The 19,786-nt window shown below is 70.8% G+C and carries 17 protein-coding genes, 1 tRNA gene and 2 pseudogenes; 8 read left to right on the top strand and 12 right to left on the bottom strand.

The features are described 5' to 3' along the window. Positions 1 to 157: 157 nt before the first annotated feature. The gene (locus ACZ6ZN_RS26810; RefSeq protein WP_451876687.1) at positions 158 to 673 is read right to left on the bottom strand and encodes a glutathione peroxidase; all 516 of its coding nucleotides are present in this window, start codon (positions 671 to 673) and stop codon (positions 158 to 160) included. Further along, a complete protein-coding gene (locus tag ACZ6ZN_RS26805; RefSeq protein WP_469650498.1) occupies positions 670 to 1,668 on the bottom strand; it encodes an ArsR/SmtB family transcription factor in 999 nt (332 codons plus the stop codon). Before ACZ6ZN_RS26805 ends, ACZ6ZN_RS26810 begins: the two co-directional genes overlap by 4 nt. An 85-nt stretch (positions 1,669 to 1,753) precedes the next feature. Between ACZ6ZN_RS26805 and ACZ6ZN_RS26800 the strand changes: the two genes are divergently transcribed. Continuing rightward, on the top strand, positions 1,754 to 2,956 hold the full coding sequence (locus tag ACZ6ZN_RS26800; protein ID WP_469650146.1) for an MFS transporter: 1,203 nt from the start codon (positions 1,754 to 1,756) through the stop codon (positions 2,954 to 2,956). Between the two features lie 59 nt (positions 2,957 to 3,015). Here ACZ6ZN_RS26800 and ACZ6ZN_RS26795 read toward each other — a convergent pair whose 3' ends face one another. The 4 genes from ACZ6ZN_RS26795 to ACZ6ZN_RS26780 form a co-directional block, all read right to left on the bottom strand. Then, positions 3,016 to 3,744, bottom strand: a complete 729-nt coding sequence (locus tag ACZ6ZN_RS26795; protein ID WP_469650144.1) for a hypothetical protein — start codon at positions 3,742 to 3,744, stop codon at positions 3,016 to 3,018. Positions 3,745 to 4,077: 333 nt separating this feature from the next. Then, on the bottom strand, positions 4,078 to 4,542 hold the full coding sequence (locus tag ACZ6ZN_RS26790) for a hypothetical protein (RefSeq protein WP_469650141.1): 465 nt from the start codon (positions 4,540 to 4,542) through the stop codon (positions 4,078 to 4,080). A gap of 252 nt (positions 4,543 to 4,794) precedes the next feature. Continuing rightward, positions 4,795 to 6,156, bottom strand: coding sequence for an outer membrane protein assembly factor BamB family protein (locus ACZ6ZN_RS26785; protein WP_469650139.1), 1,362 nt, complete (start codon positions 6,154 to 6,156; stop codon positions 4,795 to 4,797). Next, positions 6,153 to 6,740, bottom strand: coding sequence for a SigE family RNA polymerase sigma factor (locus ACZ6ZN_RS26780; RefSeq protein ID WP_469650136.1), 588 nt, complete (start codon positions 6,738 to 6,740; stop codon positions 6,153 to 6,155). The genes ACZ6ZN_RS26785 and ACZ6ZN_RS26780 overlap by 4 nt, the downstream gene beginning before the upstream one ends. A 174-nt stretch (positions 6,741 to 6,914) precedes the next feature. Between ACZ6ZN_RS26780 and ACZ6ZN_RS26775 the strand changes: the two genes are divergently transcribed. After that, on the top strand, positions 6,915 to 7,442 hold the full coding sequence (locus ACZ6ZN_RS26775) for an SMI1/KNR4 family protein (protein ID WP_469650135.1): 528 nt from the start codon (positions 6,915 to 6,917) through the stop codon (positions 7,440 to 7,442). 289 nt (positions 7,443 to 7,731) lie between these two features. On the opposite strand, the gene ACZ6ZN_RS26770 is transcribed toward ACZ6ZN_RS26775, so the two are convergent. Further along, entirely contained in the window at positions 7,732 to 9,288 is a 1,557-nt protein-coding gene (locus tag ACZ6ZN_RS26770; protein ID WP_469650133.1) for an ATP-dependent nuclease, read from the bottom strand. A gap of 473 nt (positions 9,289 to 9,761) precedes the next feature. Between ACZ6ZN_RS26770 and ACZ6ZN_RS26765 the strand changes: the two are divergent. Beyond that, positions 9,762 to 10,041 (top strand): annotated as a pseudogene (locus tag ACZ6ZN_RS26765) (tyrosine-type recombinase/integrase); the annotation flags it as partial. Positions 10,042 to 10,168: 127 nt separating this feature from the next. On the opposite strand, the gene ACZ6ZN_RS26760 reads toward ACZ6ZN_RS26765, so the two are convergent. From ACZ6ZN_RS26760 to ACZ6ZN_RS26750, 3 genes and pseudogenes are all read right to left on the bottom strand, one after another. After that, the gene (locus ACZ6ZN_RS26760) at positions 10,169 to 10,675 is read right to left on the bottom strand and encodes a hypothetical protein (RefSeq protein WP_469650131.1); all 507 of its coding nucleotides are present in this window, start codon (positions 10,673 to 10,675) and stop codon (positions 10,169 to 10,171) included. Between the two features lie 85 nt (positions 10,676 to 10,760). Continuing rightward, a tRNA-Arg gene (locus tag ACZ6ZN_RS26755) sits at positions 10,761 to 10,836 on the bottom strand. A 136-nt stretch (positions 10,837 to 10,972) separates the two neighbouring features. Continuing rightward, positions 10,973 to 12,211, bottom strand: a pseudogene (locus tag ACZ6ZN_RS26750) (M6 family metalloprotease domain-containing protein); the annotation flags it as partial. Positions 12,212 to 13,054: 843 nt separating this feature from the next. Between ACZ6ZN_RS26750 and ACZ6ZN_RS26745 the strand changes: the two are divergent. Together ACZ6ZN_RS26745 and ACZ6ZN_RS26740 are read left to right on the top strand one after the other, a co-directional pair. Beyond that, positions 13,055 to 13,699 (top strand): TetR/AcrR family transcriptional regulator, encoded by a 645-nt coding sequence (locus ACZ6ZN_RS26745; protein WP_369194532.1) that lies wholly within the window; start codon positions 13,055 to 13,057, stop codon positions 13,697 to 13,699. A gap of 124 nt (positions 13,700 to 13,823) precedes the next feature. Continuing rightward, on the top strand, positions 13,824 to 15,371 hold the full coding sequence (locus ACZ6ZN_RS26740) for an MFS transporter (RefSeq protein ID WP_469650128.1): 1,548 nt from the start codon (positions 13,824 to 13,826) through the stop codon (positions 15,369 to 15,371). Positions 15,372 to 15,453: 82 nt separating this feature from the next. Here the strand turns inward: ACZ6ZN_RS26740 and ACZ6ZN_RS26735 are convergent, their stop codons facing one another. Further along, the gene (locus ACZ6ZN_RS26735; protein ID WP_469650125.1) at positions 15,454 to 15,987 is read right to left on the bottom strand and encodes a MarR family winged helix-turn-helix transcriptional regulator; all 534 of its coding nucleotides are present in this window, start codon (positions 15,985 to 15,987) and stop codon (positions 15,454 to 15,456) included. 88 nt (positions 15,988 to 16,075) lie between these two features. Between ACZ6ZN_RS26735 and ACZ6ZN_RS26730 the strand changes: the two genes are divergently transcribed. Beyond that, positions 16,076 to 16,861 carry a dioxygenase family protein gene (locus ACZ6ZN_RS26730; protein ID WP_469650123.1) on the top strand — a complete coding sequence of 262 codons (786 nt, stop codon included), beginning with the start codon at positions 16,076 to 16,078 and terminating at the stop codon, positions 16,859 to 16,861. 108 nt (positions 16,862 to 16,969) lie between these two features. Here the strand turns inward: ACZ6ZN_RS26730 and ACZ6ZN_RS26725 are convergent, their stop codons facing one another. After that, a complete protein-coding gene (locus ACZ6ZN_RS26725) occupies positions 16,970 to 17,488 on the bottom strand; it encodes a GNAT family N-acetyltransferase (protein WP_469650120.1) in 519 nt (172 codons plus the stop codon). 193 nt (positions 17,489 to 17,681) lie between these two features. Between ACZ6ZN_RS26725 and ACZ6ZN_RS26720 the strand changes: the two genes are divergently transcribed. Both ACZ6ZN_RS26720 and ACZ6ZN_RS26715 read left to right on the top strand, forming a co-directional pair. Further along, positions 17,682 to 18,680, top strand: coding sequence for a sigma-70 family RNA polymerase sigma factor (locus tag ACZ6ZN_RS26720; RefSeq protein ID WP_369194527.1), 999 nt, complete (start codon positions 17,682 to 17,684; stop codon positions 18,678 to 18,680). A 427-nt stretch (positions 18,681 to 19,107) separates the two neighbouring features. After that, positions 19,108 to 19,779 (top strand): TetR/AcrR family transcriptional regulator, encoded by a 672-nt coding sequence (locus ACZ6ZN_RS26715; RefSeq protein WP_469650118.1) that lies wholly within the window; start codon positions 19,108 to 19,110, stop codon positions 19,777 to 19,779. Positions 19,780 to 19,786: the final 7 nt, after the last annotated feature.

Below are 19,786 nucleotides of genomic sequence, written 5' to 3'. Positions count from 1 at the left end.
GAGGACGCTGCGGCCTGCCCCAGGGGCAAGGTCAAGCGGCCCGGCCGGCACCGGGCGATCACCACCGGGTGGGAGGCACCGCACGGGCGGCACCGGGCGGGAGGCGCCGCACGGGCGGTACCGGGCGGTTGGCGCCGCACGGGCGGCACCGCGGGCGTCAGGCCAGCTGGGCCTCGACGGCCGCGACCAGCTCCGGCGACTCCGGTTCCGTCTGCGGCGAGAAGCGGGCCACGACCTGCCCGTCCCGGCCGACGAGGAACTTCTCGAAGTTCCAGCGGATGTCCCCGCTGTGCCCCTCGGCGTCGGCGAAGCCGGTCAGGCGCTCGTACAGCGGGTGCCGCCCGTCGCCGTTGACCTCGACCTTCTCCGTCATCGGGAAGGTCACCCCGTACGTCGCCGAGCAGAACTCGGCGATCTCCTCGGAGTTGCCGGGCTCCTGCCCGAGGAACTGGTTGCAGGGCACACCGAGGACGGTGAAGCCGCGCCCGGCGTACCGCTCCTGCAGCCGCTCCAGTCCGGCGTACTGCGGGGTCAGACCGCACTTGGAGGCCACGTTCACCACGAGCACCGCACGGCCCGCGTACTGGGACAGGTCGGCCGAGCCGCCCTGGAGGGCGCCGATCTCGACGTCGAGAGGGGAGGAAGCAGCGGAAGAAGCAGGGGAAGTCGTCATGGAGCAGACCCTAGCTCCGGCCGGTGACGGGCCCGGTTCTGGGCCTCCACCAGGGTCTGCCCGGCCGCGGTCCGCGCGTACAGCACCGACCGGCCCGCCCGCGTCCGCTCCACCAGCCCCGCGTCCAGCAGCACCCGCAGATGCCGGCCGACCGAGCCGAGCCCCTGCCCGGTCACCGCCACCAGCTGGCTGGTGCTCAGCGGCGAGGCGAGCCGGATCAGCACCCCGGCGCGGGCGGTGCCGAGCAGCGCGCCGAGACTCGCGGGCACGGGTCTGCCCCCGGGGTCGGCGAGCGCCCCGGCACACGGGTAGACCAGCGCGTAGCGGTCCGTGCCCTCCCACGACACCCAGCCGACGCGCTGGACGGTGATCGGCACGAACACCAGCTCCGCGCCGGAGATCTCACGCGGCGGGTACTCGTGGGCGTTGACCTGGAGCCGGTTCTCGCCGAGCCAGCGCGTGCCCGGCCGCAGGGTGTCCAGGGCGGACGCCCAGCCGCCCCTGCTGACCTGAGCGGTCCGGGCCACCACATCGGCCTGGAGGATCCGCCGGCGGTGCGGCCAGTACGGGCGCACGGCCGTCTCCCAGACGTACGTGAGCAGATCCGCGGCCCGCGCGGGCAGATCGTCCCGGTCCAGGACGGGGGGCACCGGGCCGCGCAGGGACACGGTCAGATCGGTGCGGGCCGCCCGCGGGCAGGCCGCCCGCACCCGCGCCACCGCCTGCTCGAAGGTCTCGCCGTCGCAGGGCGTGGGGGCCAGGAAGTCGGCCGTCCACTCCGTCCCGATACCGGCCCCGACGAGCCGCGCGGTCACCGGGTCCCGCGCCAGGCGCGCGCGGTAGGCCGGCAGATGGGCGTCGAGCCAGCCGCGCTCGCCGGGGTGCGCGGCCCGCGCCCCGTGCAGCAGGCGCAGGCTTGCGAAGACCTCGGCGAACGGGGAGATCACGAACCGGCTGCCGGCCAGGGTGTCGGCGTTGATCTGCCACCAGCCCACGGGCGCCCTCCCGGCCACGTCCTCGACGTTTCGCGTGTGCGCGAAACATTAACCCCGCCCCGTGGGCCGCCCGGAGACTCCGGGCATGCGCAGTTACCGCGAACTGTTCCGCACCCCTGAGTTCACCCCCTTCTTCGTCGCCGCGTCGGCGCAGACCGTCGCCCAGACCATGGCCGGACTCGCCCTGGGCACCCTGGTGTACCGCGCCACCGGATCGCCCCTGCTGTCCGCGGTGAGCATGTTCGGTTCGTCGCTGGTGCAGGTGCTGGGCGCGACGTTCCTGCTCTCCGCCGCCGACCGCCTGCCCCCGCGCGCCGCCCTGACCTCCCTGGCCCTGCTGTTCGCCGCCGCCACGGCGGCCCTGGCCCTGCCGGGGCTGTCCGTCGCGGCGCTGTTCGCGATCGTCCTGGCCAGGGGACTGGCGGAGTCCGTCGGCGGGGGAGTGCGCTGGGGCCTGCTGAACGAGATCCTCACCAAGGACGGCTACCTGCTCGGCCGGTCGGTGTTCAACATGATGAGCGGCGTCATGCAGATCGCCGGGTACGCCACCGGCGGCACCCTCGTGGCCCTGCTGTCCCCGAGGGCGTCCCTGCTGGTGGCCGCCGGCCTGTACCTCGCGGCGGCCGCGACCCTCCGCCTCGGCCTGACCGTCCGTCCGCCCCGGACCACGGGCCGCCCCTCGGTGCGGGCGACCTGGCGGGCCAACGCCCTGCTGTGGTCGTCCCCGCAGCGCCGCCAGGTCTACCTCGCCCTGTGGATCCCCAACGGCCTCGTCGTGGGCTGCGAGTCCCTGTACGTCTCCTACGCGCCGGAGGCCGCCGGCACGCTGTTCGCCTGCGCCGCGCTCGGCATGCTGGCCGGAGACGTCCTGGTGGGCCGCCTGCTGCCGCCGGCCCTGCGCCGGCGCCTCGGCTTCCCCCTCCTGCTGCTCCTGGCCCTGCCGTACGTGCCGTTCCTGCTGCTGCCGCCCCTGCCCCTGGCGGCCGCCGCCGTGACCCTGGCCTCGGCCGGTTTCGGCGCCGGCCTGGTCCAGCAGGAACGCCTGGTGGAGCTGACCCCCGACGACATGACGGGCCACGCGCTCGGGCTGCACTCCGCCGGCATGCTCACGATGCAGGGCGTGGCGGCGGCACTGGCCGGCTCGGTGGCCCAACTGACCTCCCCCGCCGGGGCGATGACCGCGATGGCCGCGGCCTCGGCAGCCGTGACGCTGCTGCTCATGGCGGCGGACGGACGGGTACGGCGGCGGCCGGTGGCGGTGCCGGGCGGTGGCGGGGCGGGGTGGTAGCGGTGCGGGGTGGTAGCGGGGCCGGGCGGACACGATCGGTCGGGCAGGATCGGGCGCCGTCACGCTCGGTCGCCGAACCGGTCCCCGGGGGCACCGCCCTCCGCGCCGCCGTCGTCGGGGGCCTCCCCCTCGATGAGGCGTTCGGCGATGTCGTCGGCCCACTCCTGGGCCCAGCGACGCAGCCCGGCGACGCTCCCGGGCTCGACACCCTCGGCGACGAAGGCCCGGTCGTCGAGCCAGTCCGTGCCGGTGAGCCGGGCCTGGAGGTCGGTCAGGTCGAAGGAGTCCGGGGCGTGCCGGCGGGCGAGCTCCTCGAGCTCGGGATGGCTCCAGCGTGAGGAGACGGCGTGGACGTGCACGAGGTCGCGGGCGAGTCCCTGATCGGCCAGGTCGCGCACCCGGATGCCGACGAGGTCCTCCGGCGACAGCGCCGGTCCCAGGTCGGAGGTCACGGGAGGGCGCCAGAGCACTTCCTTGCGCAGGGAGACCCCGCACTCCCGCCCGGTCGCCGCGTCCGTCGCGAGGAAGCCGGCGGCCAGCGGATCGCCCTCCAGCGTCCGCACGAGCCAGCCACGCGCCACGAGCCCGGTCCGTACGGCACCGGCGATCTCGTCCATCCCGGCGGGATGCTCGGTGGCGAGACCCACCTCCGGCCCACCGCGCGCGGCGAGCCCGTGGGCGACCATCCCGTACCCCCCGGCCAGGACGAGCCCGTACGCCTCCCCGACAGCCAGCACGTCACCGACGAGCCGAAGACAGGGCTCGGGGGCGTCGTCGGGGTCGGACATGCCGTGATTATCCAACGGGAGACCAGGCACGTTCCCTCGGACCACCCCGGACGGGTGACAGACCCGACTACCGGCGTGGAGGCCGCGACGAGGGAACGCCGAGAACGACCCCCACTCAGGGGCGCGGGGAACTGCGCATGGTCAGAGGGGCCGGGAGGATGGAACGCCGCGAACGACACCGACTCAGGGGCGCGGGGAACTGCGCATCGGCAGGGGGCCGCGACGAGGGAACGCCGCGAACGACACCCACTCAGGGGCGCGGGGAACTGCGCGACCAGCCCCCACCGCGCCGCAACCGCACACGCCCCCCCCGGCCCTCACCCACACGCCGCGCTACACCCCCGGCGAGGCGACGCCACCCCCGCGCCGCCCGGCGATCAGCCACACGCCCCGCGCCACGGCCCACACCACCAACCCGGCGGCGACCGGCGCACCGAGAACGAGGAGCAACCCGGCCCCGATGTTCGCCCCGACGACCCCCGCCGTCAGCACCCGCCACCCCACCCCGGCCATGAGCCCGACGACCACGAGCGGCCCGACGACACTCCACCAGCGCGGATCCAGCACACCCCGCCGAACACCCCGCACCAGCACCACCGCACCGGCCGCGACCCCCACCAGGGCGATTCCCCCGACGACCGCGGCCACCCCGTCCCCCACCCCCCAGGGCTGGAACGCGTAGTCGAGCTCACCGGCAGGCAACCCCTCGTAGTCCTGCCGCCCCGTCAACCCCCAAGCAGCAACAGGAACCAGACCCACGACCGCGACCCCGGCAGCAACCATTCCCCGTGTCCTCATGCCCCCAGCCTCACCGCCCACCCCGCCCGCGGTCATGAGCACGCGTACTCAGGTACGCCCCCCAACCAGCCCGCTAGGGTTCCCGCATGGCACTCGCGGACATATCGCGCACCGAGATCCTCAAGGCGATCGAGGGGTCGCGTGCGCGTCGGTCCTGTGGGGGTCCGCGTACCACGTGGCAGCACGCGGCTGACCCCACCCCATCCGGGAGGCACGGCGGCGCCTGAGGCCCCTACCGCCCCACCCCTCCCGTCACCCCCCGGTCCGCGGCAGCAGCGACACGATCCGCTGACCGTTCCGGACGATCAGCGCATCCTCGTGGAGCAGGAGTTGAGGCGAGCCGGCCGAACCCGGACCCGGCGTCCCGATGTCGGCGTGGCCGCGCCACACCCGCTCACCCGTCAGCAGATCCAGCGCGGAGAGGTCCCCGGTGTCGTCGGCGAAGTACACGACACCCTGCCGCTCCGACACCACGGGGAACACGGCCTGTGCGAACGCGTCCGGCCCCGGCACCTCCACACCCGCGGGGCGCGTCCACAGGCTCCTGCCCGCGGACAGGGAGAAGACCGAGGCTGCGCCCTGCCGCGACAGCGAGACCACGCGGTCACCGGCGACCTCCAGCGCCGCGAGCGGCCCCACCCGGTAGGGCCACGAGGTCTGCTTCCCGGACCCGCTGACGGTGATCAGCCGCAGGTTCTTCCCGGCCCCGCCCTTCGACGCGAGCAGCACCATCCGGCCCCCCGAGGTGCCGACGAGATCCGCCCTGCCGTCCAGGGTCGTCACCTTCGTGGCGCGTCCTGTTGCCGGATCGAGCCGGAGGACGTCCGTGTCGTGGGGCTCCTCGGTGTCCCGCGTGCACAGCAGATGGGGCACCCCGGTCACCGCGGCCCGCTCGCACACCGTCCCCTTGGCCCAGCTGAACCGCCACTTCTCCGCACCGGTATGCGGATCCAGAGCCGACATGGTCCGGATGGTCGGTGTGTTGGCCAGCACCGCGCCGTCGATCAGGAGGGCGGCCTGCCCCGTCCGGTCGTCCTGGGGCATCTCGGCCTTCCACAGCACCTCACCGCTCCCGGCGGCCACGGCCATGAGATCGGTGCCGCCCGCGTAGTCGCCGTCCGGCAGGTTCTCCGCAGTGTGATTCCGGTAGGCGTAGACGACCCCTTCGCGCGCCGCGAAGGGGTGATCGATCCCGCCGCCCTCGCGGTTGACCGCGACGGTCCACTGGCGCTTCCCGGTGCCGGCGTCGAACTTCGCCACGTCGTACCGCGACCCGGCGCAGTACAGCGCGCCACCGTCGACCAGACAGCCCCGCTCACCCGCTCCCCGGATCTCCCCCTGCCAGGGCTTCCAGCCGTCGGGGGGAGTCGCCGGCCGCGTGGCAGCCGGGCGCGCGGGCCGTTCCCGCCCGCCCGCGCCACCGTCCCCCAGCCCGAACACCGCCCCGGCCGCGATCGCGGCGACGGCGACCGTCGCTCCCGCGGCCTGCGAGAAGCGCCGCCGGCCGCGCCGCCGCACCACCCGCTCGACCAGATCGCCGGGCGCCCGCACCCCGTCCAGGTCGACCGCGTGCAGCGTCTCCCGGACCTTCGCCTCCACCTGCTCCGTGGTCATCCCCGGACCTCCTTCGGCGTGTAGCTGAGCGACTGCATTTGCTGCCCGGACTGCCCGGACTGCCCGGGCTGCACTTGCTGCCCGGGCCCTTCGGGACCGAGTTCCGGCACCAGGGCGCGGAGTTTGGCGAGCGACCGGTGTGCCGTGCTGCGCACCGTCCCGACCGGGCACCCCAGCAGCGCCGCGACCTCGCCCTCGGGGAGGTCCTCGAAGTACCGCAGCACGACCACGGCCCGCTGCCGCTTGCTCAGACGCCCGAGCGCCGCCCAGAGGGCGATCCGCACTTCGGAGCCCGCGTCGGCGTCGGCGTCCGTCGCGACATCGGGCAGCACGGGCACCGTCGTCTCGGCGCGATGCCTGCGCAGCCGCCAGCGGTTGACCTGCTGGCGGTACATGACCTGCCGGACGTACGCCTCATGCTGCTCGATGCGCGCCCATCGCCCGTACACCTTCATCAACGCGATCTGCAGCAGATCCTCGGCGGCATGCCGATCCCCTCCGGTCAACAGCACCGCGAGCCGCAGCAGCGCGGTCGACCGCATCGCCACGAACTCCCGGAACTCCTCAAGCTCAGAGCCCTTCATCGACCCTCCCCTTCTCGAACGATCACGACGGGGTGAGGGGGGTGTGGCTATCCGCCGGGGAGCAAGATTCTGCACGGCTGCGGCACGCCCAACTGGCCGTCGTGCCCCGAGGGCCAGGCGGAGCTGCGTAGGAGCGGCGGTCTCAGTGACAGTGCGGCTCGCTAGCCTGCGGGTGTGACGCCTACCCATGACCAGGAGTTCCCCGAAGCCCTTGCAGCTGCTTTGGCACGCGCCTTCGCCTACGACGACGGCAGCGGCGTCGACTTCGAGGCGTTCCCCGCTTTCCTGTCGGCCGAGGAGACCACCGACTGGTTCCGCTCGTGGACAGGCAATGAGGATGTGGACGGCGACAATTTCCGCGTCTTCGGACAGGACGGCTCGGGAGGCCAGGCAGCCTTCTGGCTCGTCCGCCCCAACCGCCCGCTCACCGACCAGCCCGTAATCTTCCTCGGCTCCGAGGGGGAAACCGGCGTCCTGGCGGGCGACTTGGGGGCGTTCTTGTGGCTGCTGGCCGACGGCTACGGACCCTGGGAGGCGGCCACGTCGTACGAGCCGGAGTGGACTCCGCAGCACAACCCGGAACTGACGGCCGTAGCCGAACGATTCGCCGCTGACCGCAAACAGCCGGCGGCTGTAGTCCTCGAGGAGGCGAGGCAGGAGTTCCCAGACTTCGACGCCACCATCATGGAGCTCTGCCGCTGAAGGAACTGGCAGGACGCGTATGTCTCGATCCACCCCTCATCGGCTTCAGCCACGCTACAAGTTTGTCCCGTCGACCAGAGCAAGCGGTGACGGCAGACGCCGCGAGGACGGTGGACGGGCCCCCTACTAAGGAACCTGCGATCGTAGCGGGAATGGTGCGCTCATCTAAACCAACGGCCGGAGTTGGCTCATCAGCGGTGCGGGCGCATACCGCTAATCCTCGCTACTCCGTGTGCGTTCTGGTGCGGTTGTCGTGCGGGACCTGTTGAGGACCCGCACGCCTTCCCGCCTACTTCAGGCGCAGGAGGTCGCCGGCAGGATTCCAGATCAGGTCTACGTCGTCTGGGTAGGCATACGACCAGGTCGTGATGAAGGCACGCTGCACGAGGTCTTCGCTTAGAAAGTCAAGGTCTTCCCCGATTTGAGCGAAGATATTGTGTCGATCGTGGTTAGTGTAGGCGCGCTGCGTTACAACTTCTCGCACTCGTTCCTGCATGAATGTGTCTAGGTGCAGCGAGATTGCAAGTTTGCCCAGTAGGTTGGGGATGGAATCAAATCCCTCCAGGATTCGGTCTATGATGTAAGCCTCAGGTGAATCTTCCCCTGGAATGAAGAGCAGGTCATCTGAGTTCGGGTTGCTTTCGTCGTTTACGGCTTCGTCTGGCAAGTTGAGCTTCTGTGGCTCAAATCCAGATTCGGTCCGCTTGTCACCGTCAATAAGTGCGATGGCGAAGAATCGGCGAGCAGGGCTTGAATTGTGGAATCGGGTGTGATCTCGCGCAGGGGCGGCTCCACCCAACTTATGCACTTCGATTCCTGAACGGTCAATTCCGTGCTTCTGACAGTAGGCACGGAGGGTGATGTCTGCGACCATTTCGCCGAAGCGGTCCTCTGTGAAAACTGCAAGTCGCGCGTTGATCTGCCCCGTCAGTGCGCGCAATGACGCTACGTCAAGCTTTCCTTGCTTAACCTCTCCACGATAAGCAACCCAGACAGCTTCATTCGGCAGAGGGAAAAGGGCGTCGTTGGAGTGAGTCGTGAAAATGACTTGGCACGACTTCCGCTTGGCTACCTTGATGAGATATTCAACGAGTCGCCTGGTGGCTACAGGGTGCAGCCCGTTCTCGATCTCTTCAATCAAGATCAGGGCGTTATCTGCGCTTGACTCAATCTGTGAGACAATGCGAATCACGCTGGCTTCGCCTGCGCCGAAGTGAAACTCTGAGTAACCCGCACCATCCTGCGATGGCAAGGATGCGAAGATGGATAGGTCGCCGCTGCTTGCGCTGACACGTAGGTAACTTCCGGCATCCTTGCCGAGAATCGACTCCACTGCTTCGATTACTGGCTCTGTGAGTTCCTCTTCCGAGAATCCTTCGAAGCTACCGCCAATGAATTTGGAAAGCTCCTTACGCTCACTTGCCGGAAGGGTTCGACTTACGCCAAAGGTCAGGACGTCCCTCTCGACGGCGTCACGGTTCCACTTAGCCTTCAAGTAGCTGGCGGTTCGGCTGATGGTTGTGCTGCTCTGTTCGCGTTTGTCGAGGATCTCGTACTCGACCCTCCAATTCTTCATGCTGTCGTCGTACTTGCCGCTCTTCGCGAAGAACTGTCGAGGTAGAACCTTGCGGTGAATTAGAGCGGCTGCGCCGAGAATCGTAGTCTTTCCTGACCCATTTGGCCCTACGAGTGCAGTTACAGGGAAGTCGAATGTTACCTCTCGGTTGGAAAATCCACGTAGCTTGACCATTCTGAGGCGTCGGAGGTACTTGTCATACGCTTTCTTGTTGACCCGAGACGCGAGTGCTGCAATGTCGCTTTTACGGATCTCGCTCTTCGTGGACATTCGAGTCCCCCCAGGGCAGTGTTCGGATTGTCTGGACATTGTATGGGGCCCAAGCCCCGAGCGGTGCCTTTTCTCCCAAGGCCGGCGGAGCGATTTGGGCTGGAGCGGGACGAAGGCGGGAGCGCAGGCCCGGCTGGAGGTTGGGCCGCGTGCGGTGAGCCGAGCGAGCCGCCTTGAACCAGTAGAGAGAGCTGCAACTCAGTCTGTGCGGTGAGGCTCGAAGCTCGGTGCGACGTTGGAGGTTCGGTGTCCTGCCGGTGTGTGAAGGGCAGGCACTGGCTGGATCGCTGAAGGGATGCAGACGCCGGCATCGGTGATGGTCATCGTGCAAGGCTCTGAGCGCATTAGGGCTCTGCGGGTCTCGGCGCGCTCTTCGTACAGCCACGCTCACGCGTGCATCGCGCTGCTGCGTCAGCAGCGGATGCGGCAGGTGGCGGTCCACCGGGCCGGACTGCTCCGGGGCGTCACCCGGAGCGGCGCGAGCGAAGACAGGGAAGACCTGGCGAGAGCCGGACTACGTCTTCACCACCCGGACCGGGCGCCCGGTCGAGCCGCGGAACATCTACCGTTCTTTCACCCGCATAGCCAGGTCCTCTGTCCTCCGGGGGGTCCGGCTGCACGACGCCCGGCACGGCACGGCGACGCTCCTGACGTCGGCCGACGTCAGGAGCCCGCTTGGTGATGTAGATCCTGGGCCACTCGCAGATCAGCATCACCACGGACGTGTACGCGCACGTCGTGCAGGACACGTAGCGAGAGGTTATGAGCCACATGCACCGGCTGCTGAGAAGGCGTCCCGATTCGGGCTGACCACCGTCGTTATCCCCCATATGGGACGAGGAGCCCCGGGCCGTGGCAGTCCCGGGGCCTTCGTGGCTTCTCAGAGGCCGGTCCCGGGCTCTCCGCTCTCAACAAACGCGCGAGCGGCGAAAACTACCTTTTCCTTGAGCTGTTCCAGCGGAGTGCTCCAATCGGCGTTCCAATCGGCCAGTTGGATGGCGCACTCGACGATCGGCTGCAAACGGTCGGGATAGTCGAGTTCCATGGCTGCTTCGACCCATATGAGGTCGGCACCAGTCGCCGGGTCCAGGGAGCCGTCAACGATCTGAGCGGCCAACCAGTAGGCCAGTGCCCATTTGGCGGCGATCGGGTCTGCGGGCGCCTCGAAACCCAACCCCAGCCCGTCGACGACGTGGTCGAACAGCTCCCGTGCCTCATGCTCCTCACGACGGCCCAGGCCCGCCAGGAGGGCAAGCGACGGTGCATCGACATCGGCCAGAAGAGCGTCAAGGCCAGCTTGGATCAATCGGTCCGAGCCGACGTGACGTCCGAGTGCCTGAGCCCGTGCAAGCTGCCTCAACTGATCGAGGGCCTCATCTTTCGTCACGCCGGACGTACCCCGTCCCGTCCCCGTTGATGTCAGAAGTGGATGTCAAAGGCCCCGGACCATGATCGGTCCGGGGCCTTCTGGCTGGTGCCCCCGGCAGGATTCGAACCTGCGACACCCGCTTTAGGAGAGCGGTGCTCTATCCCCTGAGCTACGAAGGCAGTCGTGTGGTCCGGAAGACCACAGGCGTCAGCGTACCGGATGCGGGTCGGGACGGTGGGGGGTCGGGGCGGGGGAGAGAAGGGGGGCGGTGCCCCTTGCCACGCCCGGTGGGCTTCCCGTGCCCGTGCGGGCGCCCCGCGTCACCCTGACCCGGTAACCGCCCTCCGGGCCCTCCCCGGTGACCTGCACCTCCACCCCGCTTCGTGCGTCGCGGAACGTCTCGCCGGGGGTGTACGGGGCATCGGACAGCTCGGCGTGGACGTTCGGGGAGCGGACGCAGCCGCCGCTGTCGCGGCGGGCGTCGTGGACCGTGACCGGGCCCATGCCCGTGTCGACCTCCGCGTCGACCTCGTAGATCAGTACGCCCGGCCGGCACACCGCCTCGTCGTTGCCGGCGCGCGTGCGGACCTCCACGGCGTAGCCGGTCCTGCCGTCGACGGGGAGGAAGATCAGCTTGGGGCCGCCCGCCTGCGAGAGGGGCGTGAGGGTGAACTCCGTCGTGCCGGCGGCGGCCGCGCAGTGCACCTGGGACGCGTCCAGCCAGCCCAGTTTCCACTTGTGCCAGCCGAGGAAGTCGTTGTTGGCCCCCCAGTCCTCGCTCATGATGTCCCAGTGGCCGACCGCGCCCCCGCCCTCGGCGGTGTAGAGGTCGGGCAGGCCGAAGACATGGCCGTTCTCGTGGGGGAGCACGCGGTAGCCGGTGCGGTCGTAGGAGCCCGATCCGTCGTCCTGGCGCGAGTAGACGAACGAGGCGTTGGCGACGGGGACCCCGTCGGCCTGCGGGGCCTCGGTGTTGCCGGCGAACGTGACGGACAGGACGGTGTCCAGGGCGGAGGGGCCCGCGTTGGGGGTGACCAGGACGTTCAGCAGGTCGTAGCGGCCGAAGTCCACCTGCGGGTCGGCCGCGGCGACGAGGTCCTGGACCAGCGCGCGGTAGCCGGGCTCGAAGGGGGCCCCGCGCTCTATGCCGTAGTCGTGGAAGGACTTCGGCATCCGCAGCCAGTCGGATATGGGGGTCTCGGGGCGGTAGTCGAGGCGGCCGTAGGAACTGGTGCGGAACCACTCCGTGGTCTGCGGGAAGAACTCCCGGTAGCGGTCCAGGGCCCGGCCCTCGCCGGGGGCGTCCGAGAAGTCGATCATCAGCGTGAGTGCGCGCACGGTGCCGGTGGAGCGGGCGTAGCCGGCCGACGTCGGGATGCCCTCGGACATCTGGACCTCGCGGGCCGGGCGGATCAGGCAGGGGGCGTGCGCGGGCGTGCGGGACAGGGTGGTCGGGGCCGCTCCCGCCGTCATGGCGTCGGGGGCCAGGCGCCCCGATCCGGCCGACGTGCTCACCGTGAAGGTCAGTGCGGTGACGCAGGCCAGCGCGGCCAGGCGCCGCCGGGGTATGCGGCGGCGGCGGCCGGCGAGCGGTTCGGGACCGCCTTCGTTGTGGCCGCCCTTGCCGGGACCCCCGTCGTCGTGGCCGCCCCCGTCGCAGCCGCCCTTGTCGTGGCCGCCTGTGCCGGGACCGCCCTCGCCGTGGCCGCCCTTGCCGGGACCGCCCTCGCCGCGGCCGCCCGTGCCGGGACCGCCCTCGCCGCGGCCGCCTGTGCCGGGACCGCCCTCGTCCTGGCCGCCCTTGTCGTGGGCACCCTTGCCGTTGCCACCCTCGCCGTTGGCACCTTTGCCGTGGCCGCCCGTGCCGGTGCCTCGGGGCGCGTGCCCGCTGCTCTCCCCCCGCCGGGATATGCCGCCGCCCACCTGTTCGCCGTCGTCCTCGCCGCCGCGTCGGCGTATGCGGTGGCCGGGCGGCCCCGCGTTGCTCGTTCGGGGGCGCCGGGGCCGCGGCTGCGGCTGTGGCTGCGTGCCAGGGACCTGCAAGGGACCTCCCGCGCCACGGCAGCCTCCCGTCTCCGGCTGCACCCTTGCGCTCACCCTGCGGCGCCGTGTGCGGGGTCGCCCGCTGGACGAGACCGATCGTGGGTTTCCCGCGAGTAGCCCGGACCGTCGGCGGACGTCGGCTTGCGGGGGAGGGCTCCCGGGTACTCGGCCCTGTCAGTCCCCATCGCTCCGGCTGTGCGGCCCCCTCCGCCCATCTCCAAGATGTGACCCAGGTCACATATAAAGTTCCCGCGTTCGGGAAATACCGGGGACCCACTCCCCGTTTAGCCATGTGTCCGACTGAAACGGGGAGCCTCTCCCCGGATCATCAACCCCTTGCCACAGGAGGGCACCGTGCAGACCGCCACCCCCGCACAGCGCAAGGCGCCCCGGCCCCGTGCCGACGCCCTGCGCAACCGGGAGCGGATCGTCACCGCCGCCCGGGAGATGTTCGTCGAGCACGGCCCCGAGGTGCCGCTCGACGAGATCGCCCGCCGGGCCGGCGTCGGCAACGCCACGGTGTACCGCCACTTCCCCGACCGCGACGCCCTCGTCCGCGAGGTCGTCTGCTCCGTCATGGACCGCACGATCGCGGCGGCCGAGTCCGCGCTCGCCGAGACCGGCGACGCGTTCGAGGCGCTGGAGCGGTTCGTGCACGCCGCCGCGGACGAGCGGATCAGCGCGCTCTGCCCGATGGTCTCCAGCACGTTCGATCAGCACCACCCGGACCTGGAGGCCGCGCGCGAGCGCGTCGAGCGGCAGATCGAGGAGGTCATGAACCGGGCCCGGGAGGCCGGTCAGCTGCGCTCCGACGTGGACGTCGGGGACGTCATGATCGGCGTGGCCCAGCTCAGCAGGCCCCCGGCCGGTACGGACTGCTTCCGCGCCGACCGTTTCGTCCACCGTCATCTCCAGCTGTTCCTGGACGGGCTGCGGGCTCCCGCCCGTTCCGTCCTGCCGGGCACCGCCGCCACCCTGGAGGACCTGCGCCGCCCCTGACCGATTAGTTCCGCCCTTTCCACCCGTCTGTAGACCAGGCGACAGTCCCAGCGGCCGCCGCACCGGGCGAGCCGTCACCTTTCGTCGCACTTTTCCGTCACGAAGTCCCGAAGTGGGTACCCCCATGTCTGAAACAGCCTCCAAGGCCCGCGTCATCCCGGCCGTACCGGACGAACCGGATCCCGGTCGCTGGAAGGCGCTCGTCTTCATCGCGCTCGCCCAGCTGATGGTCGTCCTGGACGCCACCATCGTGAACATCGCCCTGCCCTCCGCCCAGCAGGACCTCGGCATCTCCGACGGCAACCGGCAGTGGGTCGTCACGGCCTACGCCCTCGCCTTCGGCGGTCTGCTCCTGTTCGGCGGCCGGATAGCCGACCTGTGGGGCCGCAAGAAGGCCTTCGTGGTCGGACTGGGCGGCTTCGCCGCGGCCTCCGCGCTCGGCGGCGCCGCGACCAACGAGGCGATGATGTTCGGCGCCCGCGCCCTCCAGGGTGTCTTCGGCGCCCTGCTCGCGCCCGCCGCGCTCTCCCTGCTCGCCGTGATGTTCACCGACGCCAAGGAGCGCGCCAAGGCCTTCGGCATCTACGGCGCCATCGCCGGTGGTGGCGGTGCCGTCGGCCTGATCCTCGGCGGTTTCCTCACCGAGTACCTGGACTGGCGCTGGACGTTCTTCGTGAACATCCCGTTCGCCGTCGTCGCCGCGGCCGGTGCCTACTTCGTCATCCGTGAGCCCAAGGGCGGCCGCAACCGCTCCCCGCTCGACATCCCCGGCGTGGTCCTGTCCACCCTCGGCCTGGTCGCCCTGGTCTACGGCTTCACCCGCGCCGAGTCCGACGGCTGGAGCGACGCCGTGACCGTGGGCATGTTCGTGGCCTCGGCCGTGCTGCTGCTGGCCTTCGTGGTCGTCGAGTCCAAGGTCAAGGCCCCGCTGCTGCCGCTGCGCGTGGTCACCGAGCGCAACCGCGGGGGCATCTACCTCTCCCTCGGTCTCGCGATCATCGCGATGTTCGGCCTGTTCCTCTTCCTGACCTACTACCTGCAGATCGTGAAGGGCTACTCGCCGGTCAAGACCGGGTTCGCGTTCCTGCCGATGATCGCGGGCATGATCACGGGCTCGACGCAGATCGGCACCCGCCTGATGACCCGGGTCGCCCCGCGCCTGCTGATGGGCCCCGGCTTCCTGGTCGCCGCGCTCGGCATGCTGCTGCTGACCCAGCTGGAGATCGGCTCCTCGTACGCGGCACTGCTGCTGCCGGCGATGCTGCTGCTCGGCCTCGGCATGGGTACGGCGTTCATGCCGGCCATGTCGCTGGCGACCCAGGGTGTCGAGCCGCGGGACGCCGGTGTCGCCTCCGCGATGGTCAACACCTCGCAGCAGGTGGGCGGCGCGATCGGCACGGCCCTGCTGAACACCATCGCCGCCTCGGCGACCACCTCGTACATCGCCGACCACATCGTCGGCGCCACCAGCCGGTCCCAGCAGCAGCTGGTCCAGCTGGAGGGCCAGGTGCAGGGCTACACCAGCGCCATCTGGTTCGCGGTCGGCATCCTGGTGGTGGCCGCCGCGATCGCCCTGACGCTCGTCAACGCCGGCCGTCCGAACATGACCCCGGCGACCGGCGCCGGCGAGGGCGCGGCGGACGAGGTGCAGATCCCGGTCGTCGCCCACTGACGGCGGCGCCCACCTTCGGGCCGTTTCGCGGGTACGGGGAAGGGGACGCCTCGTACCCGCGGCAATCCGGATCTGCCCCGGCTCAGCGGAGCCAGGGCAGGTCCGCACCCGCTTCGGCCGGCTGGAGTCCCTCGGCGATGATCCGCATGATCTCGCCGAGGGACTTCTGCTGTTGCGGGGAGAGCCGGTCGAAGACCGCCTGGCGTACGGCCTCGACATGGCCCGGCGCGGTCTGCCGCAGCACCTCGTAGCCCTCCTCGGTGAGGACGGCGAACTGGCCGCGCTTGTCGTCGGGGCAGTCCTCGCGGCGCACCCAGCCGCTCTTCTCCAGTCGCGCGATCGCGTGCGAGAGGCGGGAGCGGGTGATCTTCGCCAGTCTCGCCAGCTCGGTCATCCGCAGCCGCCGCCGCGGTGACTCGCCGAGCTTGACCAGCAGGCCGTAGTAGACGTGCGGCATGCCCGCGTCGCGCTGGAGCTGACGGTCGAGATGGTCGTCGAGGAGGGTGACGCCCTCCATGAACGACCGCCACACGTGCTGCTCCTCGTCGGTGAGCCAGCGCGGTTCCAGGGGCTCCGCGGCGGAGCCCGGCGACGGTGCGGATGCGGGTGCCTTCATGTGCTCCACTGTACGCGGACTCTCCTTGAACTTTAAACAAGTGTGTCTTACAGTTTTCAAGTAACAGGTCCCCGGAAGGAGCCGCAGCATGTCCGCCGCCATCGGGGAGCGCATGCCCGCTCTCTACCTCAGTCACGGTGCCCCGCCCCTGGCCGACGACCCGGTCTGGCCCGGCGAACTGGCCGCCTGGTCCGCCCGCCTGCCGCGCCCCCGGGCGATCCTCGTCGTCTCCGCCCACTGGGAGGAGGCCCCGCTCGCCCTCGGCGCGACCGACACCGTCCCGCTCGTCTACGACTTCTGGGGCTTCCCGCAGCACTACTACGAGGTGACCTACGCCGCGCCCGGCGCACCGCAGCTCGCCGAGTCCGTACGCAAGCTGCTGCGCGCCCCCGGCACCCCCGTCCAGGATGTCCCCGACCGCGGCCTCGACCACGGCGCCTACGTCCCGCTGGTCGAGATGTACCCGGAGGCCGACATCCCGGTGCTTCAGGTGTCCATGCCGACGCTGGACCCGGTCCGGCTCATGGAGATCGGCCGCCGCCTCGCCCCGCTGCGCGACGAGGGAGTCCTGATCGTCGGCTCCGGCTTCTTCACCCACAACCTCGCGGCGCTCCGGCAGGGCGGCATCCCGGCCTGGTCGGCGGAGTTCGACGACTGGGGCCGGCGGGCCCTGGAGAGCCGGGACGTGGACGCGCTGCTGGACTTCACCCGCAAGTCGCCGGCCGGGACGCTGGCCCATCCGCGCACCGAGCACTTCGCCCCGCTGTTCGTGACCATGGGCGCGGCGGACGCCGCCGGTGAGCTGGACGCGCACCAGTCGGTGATCGACGGGTTCTGGATGGGCCTGGCGAAGCGGTCGGTGCAGTTCGGCTGACCCGCCCCCCGGCGCCTCGGTGTGACCCCGGCGCCTCGGTGAGGGCCCCGGCACCTCGGTGAGGCCCCGGCACCCTGGATGAGACCCCGGCGCCTCGGTGTGGCGCCGCTACAGCGGCTTCTCGTACCAGGCCACGTCCCAGTACCGGCCGAACTTGCGGCCCACCTCGCGGTACGTGCCGACGTGCTGGAACCCGAAGCGCTCGTGCAGCCGGACGGACGCCTCGTTCGGCAGCGCGACACCGGCGTAGGCCCGGTGCAGGTCCTCGCCCGCCAGTGCGGCGAAGAGGGCCTCATAGAGCAGGGAGCCGATGCCGCGCCCGCCGGCGTCGGGGGCGACGTACACCGTCGTCTCGACGGAGGTCGCGTACGCGGGCTTCGCGCGGAACGGGCCGGACGTGGCGTAGCCCAGGATGCGCCCGGTCCGCGGCTCCGTGGCAACCCTCAGGCGGTGCGGCCCGTCTTCAGGGTGGGAGAGCAGCCACGAGCGGCGCTCCGGAGGGGTGAAGATCACCGTGTCGAACGTGATCGCCGTCTCACGCACGTAGTGGTTGTAGAGGGCCGTGAGGGCCTCGAGGTCGTCCTCGACTCCCGGCCTGACCTGCACCTCTGCACGCTCGGTGAACACCGTTCCCCCTCCTGTGGCCGGGTAGGATACTGCATGATCAGAAAAATCGAGCGTCGGGTTGGGAATTCTGTCCTGATTCCAGTCGTTGTTTCCATCGGATGCAGGGCACCCGAGGAGAGTCCGGAAAGGGTCCCCGAGACGGAGTCCGCGTCCGAAGGACCACCCGCTGACCTCAATTCGCAAGGGAGCACGCATGGCAACCCGTGCCGTCGCCCGTCGTCAGTCCGCCACCGGCGAGACGGCGAACGCGGCAAGCAGTGTTCGCGCCCATGGCGGCGAGATCGCCGATCGCGACCTGGTCGGCATGTACCTCGACGAGATCGCGCGCACACCGCTGCTCGACGCCGCCAAGGAAGTCGAGCTGTCCCAGGTCATCGAAGCGGGTGTGTTCGCACGGCAGGTCCTCGACGGATTCGAGGAGACGAAGACGGACGCCAGCCGCGAGGAGCTCGAGGCGCTGGTCGCGGACGCGGAGCGGGCCAAGGACATCTTCATCCGCTCCAACCTGCGTCTGGTCGTCGCCGTCGCCCGCCGCTACCCCCGCAGCGGCCTGCCGCTGCTGGACCTGATCCAGGAGGGCAACGCCGGCCTCGTCCGCGCGGTCGAGAAGTTCGACTACCGCAAGGGCTTCAAGTTCTCCACGTACGCCACGTGGTGGATCCGCCAGGCGATCACCCGCTCGATAGCCGACCAGTCCCGCACGATCCGCCTGCCCGTCCACCTGGTGGAGGAGCTGGGCCGGATCCGCCGTGTGCAGCGCGAGTTCAACCGTGAGCACGGCCGGGACCCGGAGCCCGCGGAGATCGCCGCCGAGCTCGGTTCCACGCCCGAGCGCGTGACCGACGTGCTGGACTGGGCCCGCGACCCGGTCTCGCTGAACATGTCGGTGGACGACGAGGGCGAGACCCAGTTCGGCGACCTCCTGGAGGACACCTCGGCGGTGTCGCCCGAGCAGTCGGTGCTCACGCTGCTGCGCAGCGAGGAGCTCGACGACCTCATCGGCCGTCTCGACCAGCGCACGGCGTCCATCATCAAGATGCGCTACGGCATCGAGGACGGCCGGGAGCGCACGCTGACCGAGGTCGGCAAGGAGCACGGCCTGACCCGCGAGCGCATCCGCCAGATCGAGAAGCACGCGCTGCTGGAGCTGAAGAAGCTGGCCCGCAGCACCGGCTTCGACGCGGCGGCCTGACCCCCGCCGCACGGTGAGCGTCCGGGCGCCCGGCCCGTCCCCACGACCCGTGGGCGACGCACCGGAGGCGCCCGGGGGGCACCGCGTACGCCGGGTGGCGAAAGACCGCGCAAACATGGCGTTGTAACGCCGCTTCAATCCCCGGACGCAGGGAACAAGACTTCTGGGTCCACCAGTTCGGATCGGGGCGCGGTCCCCGATCCCCGCACACCACGTCCCGTCGCACTCCCCCCGGCGCCGGGACGTTCCCCAGCCGGGCTTCGGCGTCCCTCCCCCCGGACGCCGGGGCCCGGCTCGCTTTCTGCGGCCCGCCCCGCGGCCTCCGGCGTGGTCGGAAGGGCCAGCTGGGGGCGGGGCACCCCGTACCTGAACCACGGGGTGGCCCGCCAGATGGCAGATTGTGTCACATGGGCATAGCCTGCCGGGCGTGAGCAGCACCACCCCCAGCCCGCCTCCGCACTCGCTGACCGAGCGGCGGAAGGCAGAGACGCGCATGGAGATCGCCCGGGCGGCGGCCGGCCTCTTCGTACGGCACGGCCTGCGCGCCACCCGCGCCGAGGACATCGCCCAGGCCGCCGGCATCGCCCCGCGCACCTTCTACCGGTACTTCGCCACCAAGGAGGAGGCCGTCGCCCCGCTCTACGCGACAGGGTCCCGGCGCTGGGCGGAGGCCGTACGCGCCGCCCCGGCCGGCGTCGGGCTGCTCCGGGCCCTGGAGGAGGGCGCGCGCCACACCCTCACCCCCGGGGGCGGTGTCTCCACGGCCTCCTGGGAGTGGGTCCGCGCACTGCTGCGCCTGGCCGACGCCAACCCGTCCCTGCGCAGGGTGTGGGCGGAGGTCTGCCAGGCGTCGGAACGGCTGCTGGCCGAGGTGCTGGAGGAACGACTGACACGTGTCGCCGGGGCCGGTGAGGCGTCCCCCGACAACGTTGCCCCCGGGGCTGACCTGCGGTTCGCCGCTGCCGTGGCCAGCGCCGCCGTGCGGACCGCGATGGAGGACTGGGCCGAGGGCGAAGGTCCGGTGGAGGGGCCGGGCGGACCGGCGGAGCTCGCCCTGCGCAACCTCGCGGCGCTGCGCGACTTCCCCTGGGCGGGCTGAGGCGCGC

The sequence above is a fragment of the Streptomyces sp. NPDC053665 genome, assembly GCF_055585285.1.
This window is presented reverse-complemented; position numbering and strand designations above follow the sequence as displayed.